This window comes from Chlamydia muridarum str. Nigg (assembly GCF_000006685.1).
Lineage (GTDB): Bacteria > Chlamydiota > Chlamydiia > Chlamydiales > Chlamydiaceae > Chlamydia > Chlamydia muridarum.
Genome location: NC_002620.2, coordinates 823157 through 843727 on the forward strand (window position 1 = coordinate 823157; position 20571 = coordinate 843727).

A 20571-nucleotide genomic window follows, 5' to 3' on the forward strand; every position below is an offset into this window, starting at 1 on the left:
GTTAGTTGTTATGTTTCCCCAGAAAATCACGCTTTGGTTATACCCTTTAGGACTTTTTGCTAATCTTTTCTTTGGTACAGCCTTTTGTGTGCAGTGGTTCTTAATTAAGAAGAGGGGCTGTTCTTTTGTTCCTAAAATTTTCTGGCATCTGTCTTGCTCTGGCGCTGTTTTGATGATCTGCCATGGATTTATTCAAAGTCAGTATCCTATTGCGCTACTCCATTCTTTTAATCTCATTATTTATTTCCGGAACCTTAACATAGCTTCCTCAACCCCGCTCCCCATCTCCAAAATAGTCTCATTGTTGGTCGTTTCTGCAACAGCCATTACTCTATCTTTTGCAATTGGCACACAGTACCTTCCACACATGACGTGGATGGCTTCTCCAAACATTTTACACTTAAATCTTCCGGAAGCTAATTTTTTGTGGCAACTCATAGGCTGCATTGGATTGACTATCTTTTCCTTAAGATTTTTTATCCAATGGTTCTACCTAGAATACAAAAACCAATCCTCTTTACCTACTCCTTTCTGGAAAGCTAGTTTGGTAGGAGGATCCATCTGTCTCATTTACTTTTTACGGACTGGAGACATTGTCAATGTCTTGTGCTATGGATGTGGCTTATTCCCTTCCCTAGCGAACCTTCGCATAGCTTCTCGAGAAGCTATCCAAAAACCGTTTAGCTGCAGTTGCTTCATCTCCGCAGGAGAACATAGCGGAGATACTTTAGGAGGAAATTTATTAAAAGAAATCCATGCAAAATATCCTGATATTCACTGCTTTGGCGTAGGAGGCCCGCAAATGCGGGCGCAAAACTTTTGCACGCTTTTTTCTATGGAAAAATTTCAAATCAGTGGATTTTGGGAAGTTCTTCTTGCCCTACCCAAACTATGGTATAGACGCCGTATTCTGTATAAAACGATTCTTAAAAGAAATCCTCAAGCTGTTATCTGCATTGACTTCCCTGATTTTCATTTTTTATTAATAAAAAAACTCCGTTCTCTCGGATATAAAGGGAAAATCGTCCACTATGTGTGCCCTAGCATATGGGCTTGGAGACCATCAAGGAAAACTACTTTAGAAAAGTATTTGGACCTTCTTCTTTTAATACTTCCTTTCGAACAAAAATTATTCAAAGATTCTCCCCTTCGTACGGTATACATAGGGCATCCTCTCTCAGAAACTATCAAACTTTTCTGCCCTAAGCAGAATTGGAAAGAACGGCTCCATCTTCCAACCGATAAACCCTTTGTCGCTGCCTTTCCGGGTAGCCGTCACAGTGATATTCTGCGCAATCTTACGATTCAGGTACAAGCTTTTCAAGCATCAGATTTTGCATCCACACATCATTTACTTGTATCGTCCGCGAATCCTGCGTATGACCATCTCATTCTAGAAATCCTACAACAAAATCGCTGTTTGCATAGCAATATTGTTCCTTCTCAATTTCGATATGAACTAATGAGGGAGTGTGATTGTGCTCTTGCTAAATGCGGAACCATTGTTTTAGAAACAGCTCTTAATCTTACTCCAACAATAGTTACCTGCCAACTCCGCCCTCTAGATACGTTTTTAGCGAAATACATATTCAATATTATCCTCCCAGCCTACTCTCTCCCCAATATTATTCTAGGAAGAACCATTTTCCCAGAGTTTATAGGAGGCAAAAAAGATTTTCGGTATGAGGATGTCGCTGCTGCTCTGAACATTCTTAAAACATCTCAAGCTCAAGAAAAACAAAAAAATGCCTGTAAGGATGTTTATCAGGCAATAAACGAATCTGCATCGACTATAAAAGAGTGCCTTCCTTTCATATTTGAAGCTTCTTATTAATTCTATATCAATGACTTGCGACAAATTCTAGAGTCGATAGAAAAGGAGTTTTCCGTTTATAGTTCCTGTTCACAATCGTGCCACAAGCGCTTATAATAAAGGAACTTATGAATCAAGTCATAAAAACCATTGCTCTTTGCTATCAAAAATATATCTCTAGAGCATCTAACAAAACCTTCTCAATACATAATACTCTTTCCCTATCTCTTCTTCCCAAGTGTCTACTTGGATCCCTAATCATCTATACCTCACATGCATTTGGAGAAATGGAATTAGCCATTTCTGGGCATAAATATGGCAAAGACAGAGATGCTTTTACTATGATCTCCTCATGCCCAGAAGGGACTAATTACATGATTAACCGTAAGCTCATTCTGAGCGAATTTTCTTCGCTAGATAAATTCTCATCAGGAGGAGCTTTTAAGAATCTTGCAGGAAAAATAGCATTCTTAGGAAAACACTCCTCTTCCTCGATCCACTTCAAACACCTCAACATTAACGGATTCGGATCCGGAATCTTTTCCGAATCTGCTATCGAATTTTCTGATTTACGCAAACTTGTTGCTTTTGGCTCTGAAAGCACTGGAGGCATTTTTACAGCAAGAGATGACATCTCATTTAAAAATAATCACTACATCGCTTTCCGCAACAATATAGCCAAAGGAAATGGCGGAGTAATTTTACTTCAAGGAGATGAAAGAGGAACTGTATCTTTTACAGATCAACAAGGAGCTATTATTTTTGCCAATAACCAAGCTTTAGTCTCTCCATCTATAAAACATAGTGGGCGTGGAGGAGCTATTAGCGGAGACTTCGCTGGATCTCGAATTATTTTTCTCAATAATCAACAGATCACATTTGAAGAAAATAGTGCTGTTCACGGAGGAGCTATCTACAATAAAAATGGGGTGGTAGAATTTCTTGGCAATGGAGGCACTCTTTCTTTTAAAGAGAACAGCACAAGAGCCAATGGAGGTGCTATATACACTGGTAAATTCAAAGCAAATCAACAAACGGCTCCTATTATATTTTCACAAAATAACGCTAATCAAAAAGGCGGCGCTATTTACGCTCAATACGTTAACTTAGAACAAAATCAGGATGCTATTCGTTTTGAAAATAATTCTGCTAAAGAAGGCGGAGGAGCAATCAGCTCATCTCAATGCGCAATCACAGCCCACAATAGCATCACTTTTTCAAACAATTTTGCGGGAGATCTTGGAGGCGGAGCTATCCTATTAGGAGGGAAACAACCATCGCTATCCTTGGTCGCTCACAATGGAAATATTGCATTTATTGGCAATACTATGCTTCCTGCAACAAAAAAGGCCTCTTTACCTCGAAATAATTCGATCTTAGTCAAAGAATCTCCCTATAAAATTCAATTCGCAGCGAATAAAAATCGCTCTATTATTTTCTTTGACCCAGTAATTGCTTTGTCACCTTCTACGTCTCCCGTAGAGATTAATTCTCCTGAACACGAAACGCCTTTCTTCTCTCCTAAAGGAACTATCGTTTTCTCTGGAGCTAATCTTATAGACGATGCCAAAGAGGATATTGCAAATAGAACTTCTATTTTCAATCAGCCTGTTCTTCTCCATAATGGAACCCTTTCTATTGAAAGCGGAGCTCATCTTGTTGTTCAAAGCTTCAAACAAACTGGTGGACGAATTAGCTTATCTCCAGGGTCCTCACTAGCTCTTTATACAACCAATACACTCTTTCATGGCAATGTTTCTAGCACAGACCCTTTGGAAATTAATGGTTTAAGCCTTGGAGTAGATACTTCTCCTTCCAACCTTTATTCTGAAATCCGCGCAGGCAGCGCTCCTCTCAAATTATCAGGGTCTCCAGATATTCATGATCCTGAAAGACTGTTTTATGAAAATCGGGATTCCGCAGCATCTCCATATCAAATGGAAATTCTTTTATCCTCTGACAAAATCATTGATGTTTCTAACTTTACAATCGACGCTCCCGTACCAAATAAAGAAGCTGGGTTTCAAGGATCTTGGCACTTCAGCTGGCAGCCCAATACTGTCAATAACACTAAACACAAGGTATTGCGTGCTTCCTGGATCCCAACTGGCGAATATATCCTTGAACCAAGCCGTGTTGGAAATGCTATCCCTAATTCCTTATGGAGCACATTTTTACTTTTGCAAACGGCTTCTCATAACTTAGGAGATCATTTATGCAATAACTCCGATCTAGTCCCTACTTCATACTTAGGGCTTTTAATTGGAGGAATTGGAGCAGAAATGCGCACTTATTCCGCAGAAAAAGAAAGTTTTATCTCCCGTTCAGGCACTACAGGAACCACCATTATACGCTTAACTCCAACCCTCACTCTATCGGGAGGTGCGACGCATATGTTCGGAGATTCCTTTGTTACAAAATTACCAGAATTCATTGCTTCTGAAGGAATGGTACAAAATGTTGGTCTTACCCAAATCTTAGGACCATTAACTGTAAAATCCACATTATGTGCAGCCTTAGATCATAATGCTATGATTCGCCTATCCGCTCAAAAAAATCATACACGTGCAAAATGGGACACTTTTGGAATACGTGGAACATTAGGTGCCTCTTATTCATTGCTAGACTATGAAAATATGGTACGTATTTTCACATTTGCTAATGTTGAAGCCACAAATGTTTTACAGAAATCATTTACGGAAACGGGATACAATCCAAGAAGTTTTGCAAGAACAAGACTCACGAACATCGCAGTTCCGGTAGGGATTGGGTATGAATTCTGCTTAAGCAACCACTCTTTTGCTCTATTAGGGAAAGGACATATTGGTTACTCTCGAGATATCAAACGAAAAAATCCAGTAACTTTTGCTCAATTAGCTATGAATAACTTCTCCTGGACTGCTAATGGCTGCCAAGTCCCAACCTCAGCACATACAATAGCGAACCAACTAATCCTTCGCTATAAAGCCTGCTCCCTATACGTAAATGCAGTAGCTACCAAACTAGAAAGCACATATCTCTCAAGCAGCTTATCTTGCGGAGGCTATGTTGGTTTCTAATCTGACCTTAGGGATGCACAATTTTTAAAACCTCCACATCTTCATGGTAAATTAGGCAAGGAATACCTTGCCTAATTTACTTTTCTGATTTATCTAACGCCTATTAAGATCGTACGTATTCAATAGGTTTGTCGTCTATGAAATGGCTGTCAGCTACTGCTGTGTTTGCTGCTGTTCTTCCTTCAGTCTCAGGGTTTTGTTTCCCGGAATCTAAAGAATTGAATTTCTCTCGCACAGGAACCTCTTCTTCTACTACTTTTACAGAAACTATTGGAGAGAACGGTACAGAATATATTGTCTCTGGTAACTCGTCATTTACTAATTTCACTAATATTCCAGTCAAAAAACCAACGACTGATGACTCAAGTACGTCAACCCCTACCACATCCTCTGCTGTAGATCCAACAGAAAAGATTGTCAGGGCCTCTTCTTCATCTTCGCCTAATTCTGGGGATACGTCAGCTACTCCCGATCCTAAAGGTGGCGGAGCTTTTTACAATGAACACTCCGGAATTTTATCTTTTATGGCAAGATCTGGAGTAGAAGGTTCTCTCACTCTATCTAATATCAAGATGACCGGTGATGGAGGAGCTATCTATTCCCAAGGCGAACTTCTATTTACAGATCTAACTGGTTTAACCATCCAAGGAAATCTATCCCAATTATCTGGAGGAGGAATCTTTGGAGGCTCTACTATTTCATTCTCTGGAATCAATCAAGCCACATTCTCATCCAATACTGCAGAAGTTGTCCCTGAAGAAACTACACCGAACCCAAATCCAGGAACTCAAACAACAACCTCACAACCATCACCCACTTCCAAGGTCCAAAGTCTATTCACTTACTCTTCATCTACTCAAGCTAATGGAAACGGTGCAGATTCTCAAACTCCATCCCATAAACCGGGATCTGGAGGAGCTATCTATGCCACAGGAGATTTAACCATTTCCGACTCTCAAGAGATCGTTTTCTCCGTAAACAAAGCTAGTAAAGATGGAGGAGCCATCTTTGCAGAAAAAAATGTTTCTTTCGAGAATATCACAACACTAAAAGTACAAAACAATGGAGCAGAGGAAAAAGGAGGCGGTATCTATGCTAGTGGAGATCTGTCCATTCAGTCCTCTAAACAAAGCCTTTTTAATTCCAATACCAGCAAGCAAGGAGGCGGAGCTCTTTATATTGAAGGGAATGTAGACTTCAAAGATCTCGAAGAAATTCGCATTAAGTACAATAAATCAGGAACTTTCGAAACAAAGAAAGTTACTTTATCGTTACCCGAAGCCCAGACAAATAAAAGCTCTGTAACTGCTGCTTCCCAGTCTGGACCCAATACTACACCAACTCCTACTCCTCCAGTCACGGCTAAAGGTGGAGGTTTATACACCGAAAAAAATCTTTCCATCTCTAATATTACAGGGATTATTGAAATTACTAACAATAAAGCAACGGATGTTGGAGGAGGAGCTTACGTAAAAGGAACACTCACTTGCAAAGATTCTCATCGCTTACAATTTCAGAAAAACTCTTCCGAGAAAAAAGGAGGAGGACTTTACACAGAAGATACGATTACCTTATCTAACCTGACAGGTAAAACTCTATTCCAAGAGAATACCGCTAAAGAGGAAGGTGGGGGTCTTTACATCCAAGGAGATGACAAAACTTTAACCATGACAGGACTCGATAGCTTCTGTCTGATCGATAACACTTCAGCAACCCATGGTGGTGGAGCCTACGTCACTAAAGAGATTTCTCAAACTTATACTTCCGACGTTGAAGAGTTCCCTGGAATCACTCCTGTGCATGGAGAAACAATCATCTCGGGGAATAAAGCTACTGGTGGTAGTGGTGGTGGAGTATGCACAAAGCATCTTGTTTTGTCCAATCTCCAAACCATCTCTATATCCGAAAATTTTGCATCAGAAAATGGTGGTGGTGCCTGTACATGTCCAGATAATTTCCCTGCTCCTACAGCATCTACTCCTTCTACCAATCAAACTGCCGCCCCTAAAGACGATAAAGACTTTTTAATCGATTATGTTGTTAGCACAACGATCGACAAGAATAAGGCAACAAAAAAAGGTGCCGGTGTCTATGCTAAAAAAGCTAAACTATCCCGCATAGACGAACTCAATATCTCCGATAACGCTGCTCAAGAAACAGGAGGTGGCTTCTGCTGTACGGAATCTTTAGAATTGGATACCATCGCCTCTCTATCCGTAACTAAAAATCTTGCTGGGAAAGAAGGTGGAGGACTCCACGCTAAAACATTAAACATTTCTAATTTAAAATCAGGATTATCTTTCTCAAACAACACAGCGAACTCTTCTTCTACAGGAGTTGCAACGACCGCAACTACATCACAATCCCCTACAGTTTCCTCATTCTTACCTCGAGCTACTGCAGGAAGTTCTCCAGCTCCTGCGCAAACAACTCCAACTTATGCCGGAGTAGTAGGTGGAGCTATTTACGGAGAAACGGTTTCCTTCTCCAAATGTAGCGGACTGTGTCAATTTACAGAGAACTCTGCTATTGATAATACTCCTTCTAGCCCCTCGCTAAATGTTCAAGGAGGAGCTATTTATGCCAAAACATCGTTATCCATAGAGGCAGAAGATCCTAGTACCTCTTATGTCTTCTCTAAAAACTCTGTCTCTACAGGGAAAGCGCAAACAACCGGTCAAATAGCTGGAGGAGCTATCTACTCTCCTTCAGTCACATTAAACTGTCAAACAGTATTTTCCGGTAATAGCGCCTCTATGGCAACAACAAATCCCCCCTCCGGAACCTCGCCAAAAGATACTATTGGTGGAGCTATTGCAGGAACCACAATCTCCTTATCTAAAACTTCTCATTTTTCGGAAAATACTGCTGATTTGGGAGCTGCTATAGGAACCTTGTCAGGAGGGTCTTCATCCAATCTTACGGAAAAAATTACCTTATCGAACGGATCATTTACCTTTGAAAAAAACAAAGCGAATAAACGCGGAGTTATCTATGCTCCTAGCGTTTCCATTAAAGGGAACAATATTACCTTTAACCAAAACACATCTACTCATGACGGAAGTGCGATCTACTTTACTAAGGATGCAACAATTGAGTCTTTAGGATCTGTTCTTTTTACAGGAAACAATGTGACTGCAGAACAGGCTAGCTCAACAGCAACTGGAGGACAAACCACAAATACTACAAATTATGGCGCGGCTATCTTTGGAGATCCTGGTACTCAAACTACTGACACCACATTAAAACTGATCGCTTCCTCCGGGAATATTACTTTCAGTAATAACAGCCAAAATACTGCCACAAATAACCCTGCCACTAAGTTCTGTAGTATCTCAGGATACGTTAAGCTCACTTTACAAGCAGCACAAGGGAAAACGATCAGCTTTTTTGACAGCATCCGAACTTCCACCAAGAAAACAGGTCAAGCACAAAATAGTTACGAAACTTTAGATATCAATAAAACAGAAAACAGTAATACGTATGCTGGGACTGTGTTATTCTCTTCCGAGCTCCACGAAGTGAAATCCTATGTGCCACAAAACGTAGTTCTCCATAACGGGACATTAGTTCTTAAAAAGAATGCAGAGCTGCATGTAGTCTCTTTTGAACAGAAAGAAGGCTCCAAATTGATCATGGAACCCGGAGCAGTGTTATCTAACCAAAATATAGCTAACGGAGCGTTGGCTATTAATGGATTAACCATTGACTTATCCAGTTTAGGAGCTCCACAAACGGGAGAAGTCTTCTCCCCTCCTGAATTACGAATTGTTGCAACAACTTCTAACTCTGGAGGAGGTGGTGGAGTTGGAGGTTATGTCACAGCCTCCAAAAATCTCTCCGCAGCATCCCCTACCGTTGCAGCTACAAATCCAACCATGGCAGACAACAAAGTCTTCTTAACCGGCGCTCTGACTTTGATCGATCCAGATGGAAACTTTTACCAAAATCCTATCTTAGGGACAGATTTAACCGATGTACCGTTAATCAAACTCCCTACAACAGCAAATCAAGTTGATGTTTCTAACTTAACACTATCCGGAGACCTTTCTCCTAAGAAAGGGTATACAGGAACCTGGACGCTAAATCCTGATCCACAAACAGGAAAAGTTGTTGCCAACTGGAAATTCGACATGTACCGCCGTTGGGAATACATACCAAGAGATAACCATTTCTATGCCAATTCGATCTTGGGCTCCCAAAACTCCATGATTGTTGTGAAACAAGGGCTTATTAATAACATGTTACATAATGCCCGTTTCGATGACGCTGCTTACAACAACTTCTGGGTCTCAGGAGTTGGAACTTTCCTATCGCAACAAGGTACTCCTCTTTCTGAAGAGTTTAGTTATTATAGCCGAGGAACTTCTGTAGCTATCGATGCAAAACCACGACCAGATTTTATCCTGGGAGCTGCTTTTAGTAAGATGGTAGGAAGAACTAAAGCGATTAAGAAGGTACATAATTATTCCCATAAGGGATCCGAATACTCATACCAAGCCTCTGTTTACGGAGGTAAGTTCCTGTACTTCTTACTTAATAAACAACATGGCTGGGCACTACCCTTCTTATTACAAGGGGTCGTATCCTATGGGCATATTAAGCATGATACAACAACCCTCTATCCTTCTATCCATGAAAAAAATAAAGGAGACTGGGAAGATCTGGGTTGGTTAGTAGATCTACGCGTCTCTATGGATGTTAAAGAACCTTCCAAGAGATCTTCTAAACGCGTTGCTCTTTACGGAGAACTTGAGTACTCCAGCATTCGTCAGAAATCATTCACGGAAATTGACTACGATCCTCGACGCTTTGATGATTGTGCTTACAGAAACCTATCGATTCCTATGGGCTGCTATTTTGAAGGGGCTATCATGAGTTATGATATTCTCATGTATAACAAGCTTTCCTTAGCCTATATGCCATCTATTTACAGAAATAACCCTGTCTGTAAATATTGGGTCCTATCTTCGAATGAAACTAGCAAAGTTGTCTGTGGAGTCCCCACAAGAACATCCGCTCGAGCAGAGTATAGTACACAACTTTATCTAGGGCCCTTCTGGACCTTATATGGGAATTACACCATAGACGTGGGTATGTACACATTGGCACAAATGACGAGTTGTGGTGCCCGTATGATTTTCTAACTTTTTACAGCCAGTCCTTTAAAAAGGGACTGGCTTTAAAGAGATTTTATCAAAATACGCTATGAATAGGATTTTCTATTCTTTTTAGCATTTTCCTTTTCGTTGAGAATCTTGATTTTTTTCGTTTCATAATCTATCTAACGCCTATTTTTTAGGTTATATCTAGGGTATTCAGATTATGAAGTTTTTATCAGCTACCGCTGTATTTGCTGCAGCTCTTCCCTCTATCACAAGTGCTAGCTCCGTTGAATCCCAAATAGAAACAAAAGATCTAAACTCTAGTAGAACAGGATCCTCATCATCGCAATCCTTCACTGAAATAATTCCAGAAAATGGCGCAGAATATAGGGTATCTGGAGATGTTTCATTTTCTGATTTTTCAAATATACCAGAAGAAGCAGAGACTCTTGCTATATCGCACAAAGAACAGCCTAATAACGAAGTAGTACTCTCCGAAGAAAACCACCAAGCATCCTTTCAAGATTCTGCACAAAACCAAACTGAAAATGCCTCTGAAGGAAACTCTCCTAATAGCGAGAATACTAACCAGTCATCTACCACAGAAACCGAGTCTATAACTACTGATGAACAAGTGCAGAATGATAATGAATCTGCAGCTTCTGTACCTACTACTGTAGAAACAGCAACAGCTATGCGCCTCCCCTCTTACCATCTACAAACAGAATCATTAGTAGAAGGGGCTACAGAAGAAGATCAAAATCAACCGAACTCTCAAAATACATCTAGTGGCGGCGGAGCATTTTATAACTCTCAACAAGGACCTTTATCCTTTATCAATGATCCCGATAAAGACAGTTCTCTCACCTTATCAAAAATTCGAGTAATAGGAGAGGGTGGTGCCATTTACTCGAAAGGACCATTAAGCATAACAGGTCTTAAAAAATTAGCTTTAAAAGAAAACTTATCCCAAAAGGCTGGAGGAGCTATTTGTGCAGAATCCACTATTTCAATAAGTAGTGTAGATTCTATCATTTTTTCTAAGAATACAGTCACTCCTCCAGCTGCCAATAAACCTGAACTCCCTAACGATCCCTCTGGGAGTAATGGTAATGATGGTTCTGATGACAGTAACTCCTCAGGTAATACTGACTCAAATGAAAGCAACCCTAACAACAGCGCTTCTAATAACACTGGCTCTGAAAATGAGCTTTCTTCCAGTACCCCATCCGCACAACTTCCCAATCCCGCAACACCATTTTTATCATCTGTTTCTACAAACTCTCAACCTATAGACACAGAACCAGAAAATGCATGGCATGCTGAATCAGGGTCTGGAGGAGCTATCTATTCTAAAGGCAAGCTTTCTATCGCAAGCTCTAAAGAAGTAGTCTTCGATCACAACTCGGCCACCAAAAATGGAGGAGCTATCTTCGGAGAGGAAGAAATTGCTCTCGAAAAAATAGCGTCTCTGAAATTCGATTCCAACACTACCGGTGAAAAAGGTGGGGCTATTCATGCGAAAACAGTTACACTATCTGATATCAAAAACACTTTGATTTTCGTTAATAATACGGCTAAAACACCGGAAGAAAACTCTCTAAAATCTTCTCAACTAAACAACCAAAATCCTTCCGAAGAAGAGCACCAAGATACTAGTGAGGGTGAAGAAAGCCAGTCTCTTGAAACGTCACCTATAACTAATCAAGACTCTGCATCCTCTCATGTAGCCATTTTCCGTTCTATAGCAGCATCCTCCTCTCAATCTAATAGCGAAAATATCCCTAATGCAGATGGGTCTACATCTGCTGGGGGAGACGCAGGAAGCTCTTCACAACCATCGACACCAGGATCCGATTCTTCGATAAATCATGTGATTGGAGGAGGAGCTATCTATGGAGAGGCAGTCAAAATCGAGAACCTCTCTGGATATGGAACATTCTCCAACAATAACGCTGTTGATCATCAAATTTCTGGATCTACATCCGATGTTTTAGGAGGAGCTATCTATGCTAAAACATCACTAACTATCGATAGCGGGAACTCTAGTGGAACCATTACATTCTCTGAAAATACCACTTCTTCCAAATCTACAACAGGACAGGTTGCTGGAGGAGCCATCTTCTCCCCTAGTGTAACCATCACCACACCAGTGACCTTTTCTAAAAACTCTGCGATAAATGCCACAACCAGTTCTAAAAAGGATACCTTTGGGGGAGCTATCGGTGCAATCTCTACAGTTTCTCTATCCAAAGGAGCTCGATTCTCAGAAAATATTGCCGATCTTGGATCTGCTATTGGATTAGTACCTACTACACAAGATGCAGAAACTGTTCAGCTAACAACAGGTTCTTACTATTTTGAAAAGAATAAAGCACTAAAACGAGCAACTGTTTACGCTCCTATCGTATCTATCAAAGCTCATACCGCAACATTCGATCAAAATATCTCTGCAGAAGAAGGAAGCGCGATTTATTTCACTAAAGAAGCCACCATTGAGTCTTTGGGATCCGTTCTTTTTACAGGGAACTTGGTAACCCCAATACAAAGCACAACAGTGTTAACTTCTGGAAACACCTCAAAATACGGGGCTGCTATTTTTGGACAAATAGCGAATGCAAGCGGATCTCAAACTGATAACCTCCCCCTCAAACTGATCGCTTCTGGAGGGAATATCAGCTTCCGAAATAACGAATACCGTCCAGATGCCACTAATACTGGACAATCTACTTTCTGTAGTATCGCTGGAGATATTAAATTAACCATGCAGGCTGCAGAAGGCAAAGTAATCAGTTTCTTTGATGCTATACGAACTTCCACTAAGAAAACAGGAACTCTGGCCTCTGCTTATGACACACTAGATATCAATAAATCGAATGATTCAGGGTCCATAAATTCAGCCTTTACAGGGACCATTATGTTCTCCTCTGAATTACATGAGAACAAATCCTATATTCCACAAAACGTAGTCTTACACAGTGGCTCTCTCATATTGAAAGCAAATACGGAACTTCATGTGCTTTCGTTTGATCAGAAAGAAGGCTCTTCTCTTATTATGGAACCTGGATCTGTTCTTTCAAATCAAGATATTGCTGATGGTTCTTTAGTAGTAAATAGTCTTACCATTGATTTATCGAGTGTTGGAAGAAACAGTGCCTCTGGAGACAATATCTTCATGCCTCCAGAATTAAGAATCGTAGATACCTCTACAAATTCTGGAAACAGCTCTTCTACCCCGCCCTCATCGAATACACCACCAAACTCAACTCCGACAGCACAAGCTCCTATTTCCAAAAATTTTGCTGCCACAACCACGACACCAACAACACCTCCGACAACAGGGAACATCGTTTTCCTTAACGGAGTTATTAAACTGATTGATCCGAATGGGACATTTTTCCAAAACCCTGCATTAGGATCTGACCAAAAAATCTCTCTACTAGTACTCCCTTCAGATCAAACAAAACTCCAAGCTCAGAAAGTTGTGCTAACAGGAGACATCTCTCCTAAGAAAGGATACACAGGAACATTAACTCTTGATCCTCAACAATTACAAAATGGAGTAATCCAAGCTTTATGGACATTCAAATCCTACAGACAGTGGGCCTATATTCCTAGGGATAATCACTTTTATGCCAACTCGATTCTGGGATCCCAAATGTCTATGGCTACTGTCAAACAAGGATTAATCAATGATAAATTGAATCTTGCTCGCTTTGATGAGGTTGCTTACAATAATTTGTGGATATCAGGACTAGGAACCATGCTCTCTCAAAGAGGAGGCCAGCGATCAGAGGAAATGACTTATTACAGTAGAGGAGCTTCTGTTGCTTTAGATGCGAAACCTACCCAAGATTTGATCATTGGAGCAGCATTTAGTAAAATGATCGGAAGAAGCAAATCTTTGAAACTAGAGCGTAACTACACCCACAAGGGATCGGAATATTCCTACCAAGCATCGGTTTATGGAGGTAGTCCTTTCTATCTTACAATTAACAAAGAAGCAGGCCGATCCCTCCCTCTCTTATTACAAGGGGTTATCTCCTACGGATACATCAAACACGATACAGTTACCCACTATCCTACAATTCGTGAATTAAACAAAGGAGAGTGGGAAGACTTAGGATGGTTGACCGCTCTTCGAGTCTCTTCCATCTTAAAAACACCTAAACAAGGAGACTCCAAACGCATTACTGTTTACGGAGAAGTTGAATATTCTAGCATCCGTCAAAAACAATTTACGGAAACGGAATATGATCCTCGTTACTTCAGTAACTGCACCTATAGAAACTTAGCAGTTCCTGTAGGATTAGCCTTAGAGGGAGAATTCAAAGGTAACGATATTTTGATGTACAACAGATTCTCTGTAGCTTACATGCCATCCATCTATCGAAACTCTCCAGTATGCAAGTACCAAGTACTCTCATCTGGAGAAGGTGGAGAAATCGTCTGTGGTGTTCCCACCAGAAACTCCTCTCGAGCAGAATATAGTACGCAGTTATACCTTGGTCCTCTATGGACTTTATATGGATCCTACACATTAGAAGCGGACGCTCACACGTTAGCCAATATGATTAACTGTGGGGCTCGCATGACATTCTAAAACTTACTAGAAGGTAGCTCTCCACAAGGGAGCTGCCTTCTATAAGTCCTCTCCTAGGAGAACTCTCGTTTTCAATAAAACCAAGACAAAAAAAAAGACACATTTGCAGTGGTGAGGGTCACGCTAGCAAATGTGCCAGACGGAGAGAGAGGGATTCGAACCCTCGGTACGCGTTAACGCACACACGCTTTCCAAGCGTGCTCCTTAAGCCACTCGGACATCTCTCCAACAAGTACTATCTAAATCCTGAAAGTCTAAGTCGACGCCATCCAACAAACAGACCGTCAAGGAGGTAGACAAGACATTCTTAGTTTTTTAAGATTTTATCTCCAGCTTTTTTCATACAAATTTCGTTTTTTTCTCAAAAAACGACTTGATCCATGATTTTTAGAGGATAGCATCTATAAATACCTTACTCTAAAAAATACTAGGCAAATCTTTAAAAGACTCTTTCCTCAAGAATGCAATTGTACATGAGACAAGACATTGAACAAAATTGCACAACAATAGAATAATAGTCCGTTATTAATATTTTAAGATAGTATGCGCTTACTCATTTTACTCCTCTTTTCTTTTGGAATCATCTACTCTCATGGGGATGAGATTCCTACTCAAAAGCAGGTTTTGGTTAGCATTGTTCCCTATAAATTTCTTGTGGAACAAATCTCTGGAGATACATGCCAAGTATTTTCCATAGTCATGGGTAATCGTGACCCCCATAACTATGAGCTCCCTCCTAAATATATAGAAAAAATACGCCAAGCCGATCTTTGGTTTCGTATTGGGGAAGGATTTGAAAGAACTTGTGAGCGGATTGTTTCTTGTAAACAGGTAGACCTCGCAGCCAATATCGATAAAATAATGAATGGATCCTGTTGCCAACGGTTCCTTAATTTCGATACTCACACCTGGTTAAGCCCTAAAAATCTAAAAATTCAAATTGAATCTATTGCAGAAGCATTAATTGCTATAGCTCCAGAACATGCGGATTTATATCGTAAAAATTGCTCCTTACTTCAAGACCAACTTGATCTTTTAGATCAAAAAGTTTCTTCTATTGTTTCCCAATCATCTCAGCGTAACGTCTTAGTTGCTCATGGAGCGTTTGCCTATTTTTGTAGAGACTATGGCTTCGTACAACATACTATCGAACGATCTAATCACTCAGAATTATCACCTAAAGACATCGTTCGTGTAGAACAAACTATTCGTGATCATAATTTACACTCCGTTGTTTTACTAAAACATGCGGGGAAACGTAGTAGCGCCGCTTTAGTGCGAAAGTTCAATATGACGCCTGTTTTATTGGATCCTTATGCAGAAGATGTCTTCAGTAATTTAATAGCTATCGCAACGGCCTTCGCAGATTTATGACAAAACAACTGATACTAGAAAATGTGTCTTTTCGCTATGGGAAGACTGGCCCCTGGATTGTTGACCATGTTTCTTGCGAAGTTCATTCCGGGGATTTTATTGGAATTATTGGTCCTAATGGGGGTGGGAAAACGACTCTTACTCAACTCATGCTTGGGTTATTGCAACCCGTATGCGGGAAAATTTTCACATGCTTCACACAAGAGAATCGTCCTTTATCCATAGGTTGGGTCCCTCAACATTTTGCCTATGATGCAGCATTTCCTATTACCGTTAAGGAAACAGTTCTTTCTGGAAGGCTAGCCACTCTTCCATGGTATGGCCGCTACACAAAAAAGGATCATGATGCTGCTGAAGAAGCCCTTCATACGGTAGATCTGTTAGAGTACAAGGACTCCTGTTTCTCCCACCTATCTGGAGGACAAATCCAGCGAGTTCTTCTAGCTAGAGCTTTATCTGCTCGTCCAAAATTTCTTCTATTGGATGAACCCACAGCAAATATTGATCCCTCTAATCAACAAAAAATTCTACAAATCCTTTCGGACCTAAATAAACACTGCACAATTCTCATGATCACTCATGATTTACACCACACTGCAGGGTGTTTCAATAGAGTATTTTTCATGAATAAAAAATTAACCGCTTTAGCAGATACTACAACAATTTCGGAAAGGTTCTGCTGCAACACTTTTGGTAAATGCTCATGATCTCTATTCTCTATTCCCTATTCCCTCCTCTTCTGTTTCCCTCTCTGTTAGCAGCTTTTGGAGCTTCTATTGCCGGAGGAATCGTAGGGTCTTATATTGTAGTGAAACGCATTGTATCTATTAGTGGAAGCATAGCGCACTCGATTCTAGGAGGAGTTGGTATTGCTTTATGGCTTCAATATCAATTTGATCTCCCTATCTCCCCCTTGCACGGAGCTATTGCTAGCGCTATCTTTGTGGCTATCTGTATTGGGAATGTCCATCTGAAATATCATGAACGCGAAGACTCTATTATTTCCATGATTTGGTCTATCGGTATGGCCGTAGGGATGTTATGTATATCTAAACTCCCTTCTTTTAACTCAGATCTTGCAGACTTTCTTTTTGGAAATATTCTTTGGGTAACTTCGAGAGATCTGTACTTTCTTGGGATCCTAGATCTACTCATTGTTGCAACTGTATCGATTTGTCATACCCGATTCTTAGCCTTATGCTTTGATGAGAAATACATGGCGTTAAATCGCTATTCCATAAAAGCTTGGTATTTCTTGCTACTTATCCTAACGGCCATCACAACAGTCGTTCTCATGTACGTAATGGGAGTAATTTTAATGTTAAGTATGCTAGTTCTCCCCGTATCAATAGCCTGTCGCTTTTCTTATAAAATGAGCAGCATTATCTTCACCGCATCTATTTTAAATATCTGCTGCTCATTTCTAGGAATTATTCTGGCCTATATCTTGGATCTACCAGTTGGACCTATTATAGCGATCCTAATGGGAATAGCCTATTCGCTAAGTTTACTTTTAAAAAGATCGTGTAATACATCCACGCCTTCTCCAGTAAGTCCTGAAAGCAAAATAAACTCTTGATCTGGAAACTGTTGTTTTAAAAGAGCTAAGCGTTCCTCGCGCTCATCGGGTAATAGTTGGTCAATCTTATTTAAAGCAATTACCATACTTTTATTCTTGAGATCTTCTTTATAAGCTAAGAGTTCCCCTATCAAGATTTGAAGATCTTTTTCAGGAGAGCTTCTTTCTATCCCAGAGATGTCCACTACAAACAACAACAATCGCGTACGCTCAATATGACGAAGGAAGTCTAATCCCAATCCCCGATTTTGAGAAGCTCCTTCAATAATACCGGGAATATCTGCCATGATCCAAGGCTTTTGATAAAGATATCCTTCTTGATGAACCAACCCTAAAGAAGGGTGTAATGTTGTAAATGGATAGGCGCCCACTTTAACTTCTGTTCGCGCAAGGGTATTAAACAAAGTGGATTTCCCAGCATTAGGGAACCCGACAAGACCAATATCAGCTATAAGTTTAAGTTCCAATTCAACTAAACGAATCTCTCCAGGCTTACCTGGAGTCGCTTTTGTTGGAGCTCGGTTAGTAGAGGTTTTAAAGAACACGTTTCCTTTACCTCCTCTACCACCCTGGCAAACAACAATACGCTCCCCATCCTTAGTGAAATCGTGTATTAGCTCGCCAGTCTCAGCATCTCGTAAGAGAGTCCCTTCAGGAACTTTTAAAACGAAATCTTTGCCATTTTTTCCCGTGCGATTATTACTAGCCCCAGCTTGACCATCACCTGCTTTAAGAAAACGAAGGTTACGGTATTCCTCGAACGAATACATGTTCGTAACAGCCTCGATAAGGATAGAGCCACCATTCCCTCCATTACCGCCATAAGGGCCTCCTTTGGGGAGATACTTTTCCTTTCTCCAAGCTACAACACCATTACCGCCTTTCCCTGCGCGTAACTCTAAAGTAATTTGATCAACAAACATGAAACAAGTCCTGAGACAAATAAAAAAAAGCCCTATTTTTACGTTTATGCAAAAACAGAGCTCGAACAAACTGAATTATAAATAAAACTAGACTAAGCTTGAGGTATAACAGAAACGTAAGTACGATCTGTTTTTTTCATTACAACGATACCATCCACTAAAGCAAATAATGTATCGTCTTTCCCTCTACCAACGTTTACTGCGGGATGCCACTTGGTTCCCCGTTGTCTAACTAAAATGCTTCCAGTAGAAACTCTTTGCCCTGCGCCAACTTTTAATCCAAGACGCTTTGATTCGGAATCGCGACCGTTACGGCTTGCTCCCTGACCTTTCTTATGTGCCATGACTCAAAAACCCTTTATGTTTCCCTACAATTTACATAACCAAATCGCAAATCTTCACCCGAAGGTAATTTTGACGATGACCTATTTTCTTGTGGTAATTCTTACGTTTTTTGTACTTGTAAGCCACAACCTTTTCCCCACGAACGAAAGAAATCAACTCTCCTTTCACCACAGCGTTGCCAACTGTTGGAGAACCAACGGAAGCTTTCTCTCCATCAAAAACAAACAAAACCTCTTGAAAAAGGACTTCTTTATTCTCTTCAGAAATACCATCCAACAATTCGACGTCTATAACATCACCTTTGCGAACCTGGTATTGCTTATTTCCAGTCTGAACTACAGCGTAAGGCTCCATCAATCTTTCCCTATAAACTTTACTTGTTGAAACTCTCCATTCTAAAGGAAGTGCCTGACTCGGCAGGAGAGCCCTTGTTAGCGCCTAAGAACACACAATCCCTAAGCGAACAACAAATATAACTACTTCCATCATATTCGAAAAGACCCGCCTTACTTTTTCTTATCTGGGACGTCGGCAAGACAAAATATAACTGGACCGTAGAAATTATTTAACTCTTTTTAGCAAATGCGAAACCTGCTACAAAAAAATTTAGAGAGCTTTCCGTCTAAACCCTCTAAACACCATTAGCGAATATAAATCGCAAACTCATGGGATGGCCAGAGCCGGGATCGAACCGACGACACAAGGATCTTCAGTCCTCTGCTCTACCAGCTGAGCTATCTAGCCATACAGGGAGCTATTGTAGATAAATCCCCGCTTTAAATCAATGATATTTCTTAACATACATGATTTCTTTAATCCTCTCTAAAAGTAAACAGTCCCTGCCAGAGAAAGGCTCTCCATCATCACTTCAAAAACGAATTACAAGTTATAGAAGATTTAGCTATAGTCTCGCCTAGGATTCCAAGCGAGAGGGAATTCCCAAGCCAAAGGAGCTCTTTGTATGAAAAAGCATTTTATTACTGGCCTAGTTATTCTCCTTCCTCTAGCGATCACCATCGCTGTTGTGGGGATGATCATGAATTTTCTTACACAACCTTTTGTGGGCATGGCATCTGATTTATTCGAAAAATTTAGTTTCTATGCTAAATATAAATCCGTTCTTAGATTTGTCTTGCAAATCGTGCTCTTATTCGGACTTTTCTTCACAACAGTCCTCCTTGGGTTTCTCGCTCGCCTCATGATTTTCAAATCTTTACTATCCGTGTACGATAAAATCCTCCATAGAATTCCGATTATCAAAACAGTATATAAGGCTGCTCAACAGGTCATGACCACCATCTTTGGCTCCAAGTCAGGATCTTTCAAACAAGTCGTTATGGTCCCATTCCCCAACAAAGGGGTACTATGCATAGGCCTAGTGGCAGGAGATGCTCCAACAACATGCTCTCAGGACGTCAATGACCCCATGATTACTGTATTCATTCCAACCACTCCAAACCCTACCTCAGGATTTTTGACTCTATTCAAAAAATCTGACATTACTTTTTTAGATATGAAAATTGAAGACGCATTCAAATACGTGATCTCTTGTGGAGTATTAAATTCGGACCCCTGTGCTTCTTCTCCATTCATAAACCCCAAATCCTAATACTCCTACCGGCATCCACTTCATGAAAAGAGAAGATTTAGTCATCATCCCGCTTAGAGCTCTATTGAAAAAAAAACAGCGCTCTACTATTCTATTCCCTTCATGAGCAACAGCGAAGTTGCCATTTTCTTTTTAAATCCCTTTCCATCCGGAAAGGAAGA

At 40.4% G+C, this 20571-nt stretch carries 11 protein-coding genes and 2 tRNA genes; 8 read left to right on the top strand and 5 right to left on the bottom strand.

Going from position 1 to position 20571, the window contains the following annotated elements; all coding sequences use genetic code 11:
- Nucleotides 1-10: 10 nt before the first annotated feature.
- From lpxB to TC_RS03520, 4 genes are all read left to right on the top strand, one after another.
- Nucleotides 11-1834 (top strand): lipid-A-disaccharide synthase, encoded by a 1824-nt coding sequence (gene lpxB / locus TC_RS03505; RefSeq protein ID WP_010231237.1) that lies wholly within the window; start codon nt 11-13, stop codon nt 1832-1834.
- A 107-nt stretch (nt 1835-1941) separates the two neighbouring features.
- The gene (locus TC_RS03510; RefSeq protein WP_010231239.1) at nt 1942-4872 is read left to right on the top strand and encodes a polymorphic outer membrane protein middle domain-containing protein; all 2931 of its coding nucleotides are present in this window, start codon (nt 1942-1944) and stop codon (nt 4870-4872) included.
- A 137-nt stretch (nt 4873-5009) separates the two neighbouring features.
- A complete protein-coding gene (locus tag TC_RS03515; RefSeq protein ID WP_010231242.1) occupies nt 5010-10019 on the top strand; it encodes a polymorphic outer membrane protein middle domain-containing protein in 5010 nt (1669 codons plus the stop codon).
- A gap of 652 nt (nt 10020-10671) precedes the next feature.
- The gene (locus TC_RS03520) at nt 10672-14580 is read left to right on the top strand and encodes a polymorphic outer membrane protein middle domain-containing protein (RefSeq protein ID WP_411674939.1); all 3909 of its coding nucleotides are present in this window, start codon (nt 10672-10674) and stop codon (nt 14578-14580) included.
- Between the two features lie 140 nt (nt 14581-14720).
- On the opposite strand, the gene TC_RS03525 is transcribed toward TC_RS03520, so the two are convergent.
- Nucleotides 14721-14807 (bottom strand) — tRNA-Ser (locus tag TC_RS03525).
- A gap of 316 nt (nt 14808-15123) precedes the next feature.
- Here TC_RS03525 and TC_RS03530 point away from each other — a divergent pair.
- The 3 genes from TC_RS03530 to TC_RS03540 are packed head-to-tail and all read left to right on the top strand — an operon-like array spanning nt 15124 to nt 17533.
- The gene (locus tag TC_RS03530) at nt 15124-15954 is read left to right on the top strand and encodes a metal ABC transporter solute-binding protein, Zn/Mn family (RefSeq protein WP_010231248.1); all 831 of its coding nucleotides are present in this window, start codon (nt 15124-15126) and stop codon (nt 15952-15954) included.
- Entirely contained in the window at nt 15951-16661 is a 711-nt protein-coding gene (locus tag TC_RS03535; protein WP_010231251.1) for a metal ABC transporter ATP-binding protein, read from the top strand. Before TC_RS03530 ends, TC_RS03535 begins: the two co-directional genes overlap by 4 nt.
- Nucleotides 16652-17533, top strand: coding sequence for a metal ABC transporter permease (locus TC_RS03540; protein WP_010231254.1), 882 nt, complete (start codon nt 16652-16654; stop codon nt 17531-17533). The genes TC_RS03535 and TC_RS03540 overlap by 10 nt, the downstream gene beginning before the upstream one ends.
- Here the strand turns inward: TC_RS03540 and obgE are convergent.
- From obgE to TC_RS03560, 4 genes are all read right to left on the bottom strand, one after another.
- The gene (gene obgE / locus TC_RS03545) at nt 17449-18456 is read right to left on the bottom strand and encodes a GTPase ObgE (RefSeq protein ID WP_010231256.1); all 1008 of its coding nucleotides are present in this window, start codon (nt 18454-18456) and stop codon (nt 17449-17451) included. The two genes, TC_RS03540 and obgE, sit on opposite strands and share 85 nt — an antisense overlap.
- Nucleotides 18457-18548: 92 nt before the next feature.
- The gene (gene rpmA / locus TC_RS03550; RefSeq protein ID WP_009871771.1) at nt 18549-18800 is read right to left on the bottom strand and encodes a 50S ribosomal protein L27; all 252 of its coding nucleotides are present in this window, start codon (nt 18798-18800) and stop codon (nt 18549-18551) included.
- A 31-nt stretch (nt 18801-18831) separates the two neighbouring features.
- Nucleotides 18832-19155, bottom strand: coding sequence for a 50S ribosomal protein L21 (rplU, locus tag TC_RS03555; RefSeq protein ID WP_010231275.1), 324 nt, complete (start codon nt 19153-19155; stop codon nt 18832-18834).
- A gap of 317 nt (nt 19156-19472) precedes the next feature.
- Nucleotides 19473-19545: transfer RNA gene (locus TC_RS03560), tRNA-Phe, on the bottom strand.
- 217 nt (nt 19546-19762) lie between these two features.
- Here TC_RS03560 and TC_RS03565 point away from each other — a divergent pair.
- Nucleotides 19763-20410 carry a DUF502 domain-containing protein gene (locus tag TC_RS03565; RefSeq protein ID WP_010231276.1) on the top strand — a complete coding sequence of 216 codons (648 nt, stop codon included), beginning with the start codon at nt 19763-19765 and terminating at the stop codon, nt 20408-20410.
- The last annotated feature ends 161 nt before the right edge of the window (nt 20411-20571 follow it).

Excerpts from the sequence above, each read along its gene's own strand:
- lpxB (WP_010231237.1), top strand. The coding sequence starts at position 11 with ATGTTTCCCCAGAAAATCACGCTTTGGTTATACCCTTTAGGACTTTTT.
- TC_RS03510 (WP_010231239.1), top strand. The coding sequence starts at position 1,942 with ATGAATCAAGTCATAAAAACCATTGCTCTTTGCTATCAAAAATATATC.
- TC_RS03515 (WP_010231242.1), top strand. The coding sequence starts at position 5,010 with ATGAAATGGCTGTCAGCTACTGCTGTGTTTGCTGCTGTTCTTCCTTCA.
- TC_RS03520 (WP_411674939.1), top strand. The coding sequence starts at position 10,672 with ATGCGCCTCCCCTCTTACCATCTACAAACAGAATCATTAGTAGAAGGG.
- TC_RS03530 (WP_010231248.1), top strand. The coding sequence starts at position 15,124 with ATGCGCTTACTCATTTTACTCCTCTTTTCTTTTGGAATCATCTACTCT.
- TC_RS03535 (WP_010231251.1), top strand. The coding sequence starts at position 15,951 with ATGACAAAACAACTGATACTAGAAAATGTGTCTTTTCGCTATGGGAAG.
- TC_RS03540 (WP_010231254.1), top strand. The coding sequence starts at position 16,652 with ATGCTCATGATCTCTATTCTCTATTCCCTATTCCCTCCTCTTCTGTTT.
- obgE (WP_010231256.1), bottom strand. The coding sequence starts at position 18,456 with ATGTTTGTTGATCAAATTACTTTAGAGTTACGCGCAGGGAAAGGCGGT.
- rpmA (WP_009871771.1), bottom strand. The coding sequence starts at position 18,800 with ATGGCACATAAGAAAGGTCAGGGAGCAAGCCGTAACGGTCGCGATTCC.
- rplU (WP_010231275.1), bottom strand. The coding sequence starts at position 19,155 with ATGGAGCCTTACGCTGTAGTTCAGACTGGAAATAAGCAATACCAGGTT.
- TC_RS03565 (WP_010231276.1), top strand. The coding sequence starts at position 19,763 with ATGAAAAAGCATTTTATTACTGGCCTAGTTATTCTCCTTCCTCTAGCG.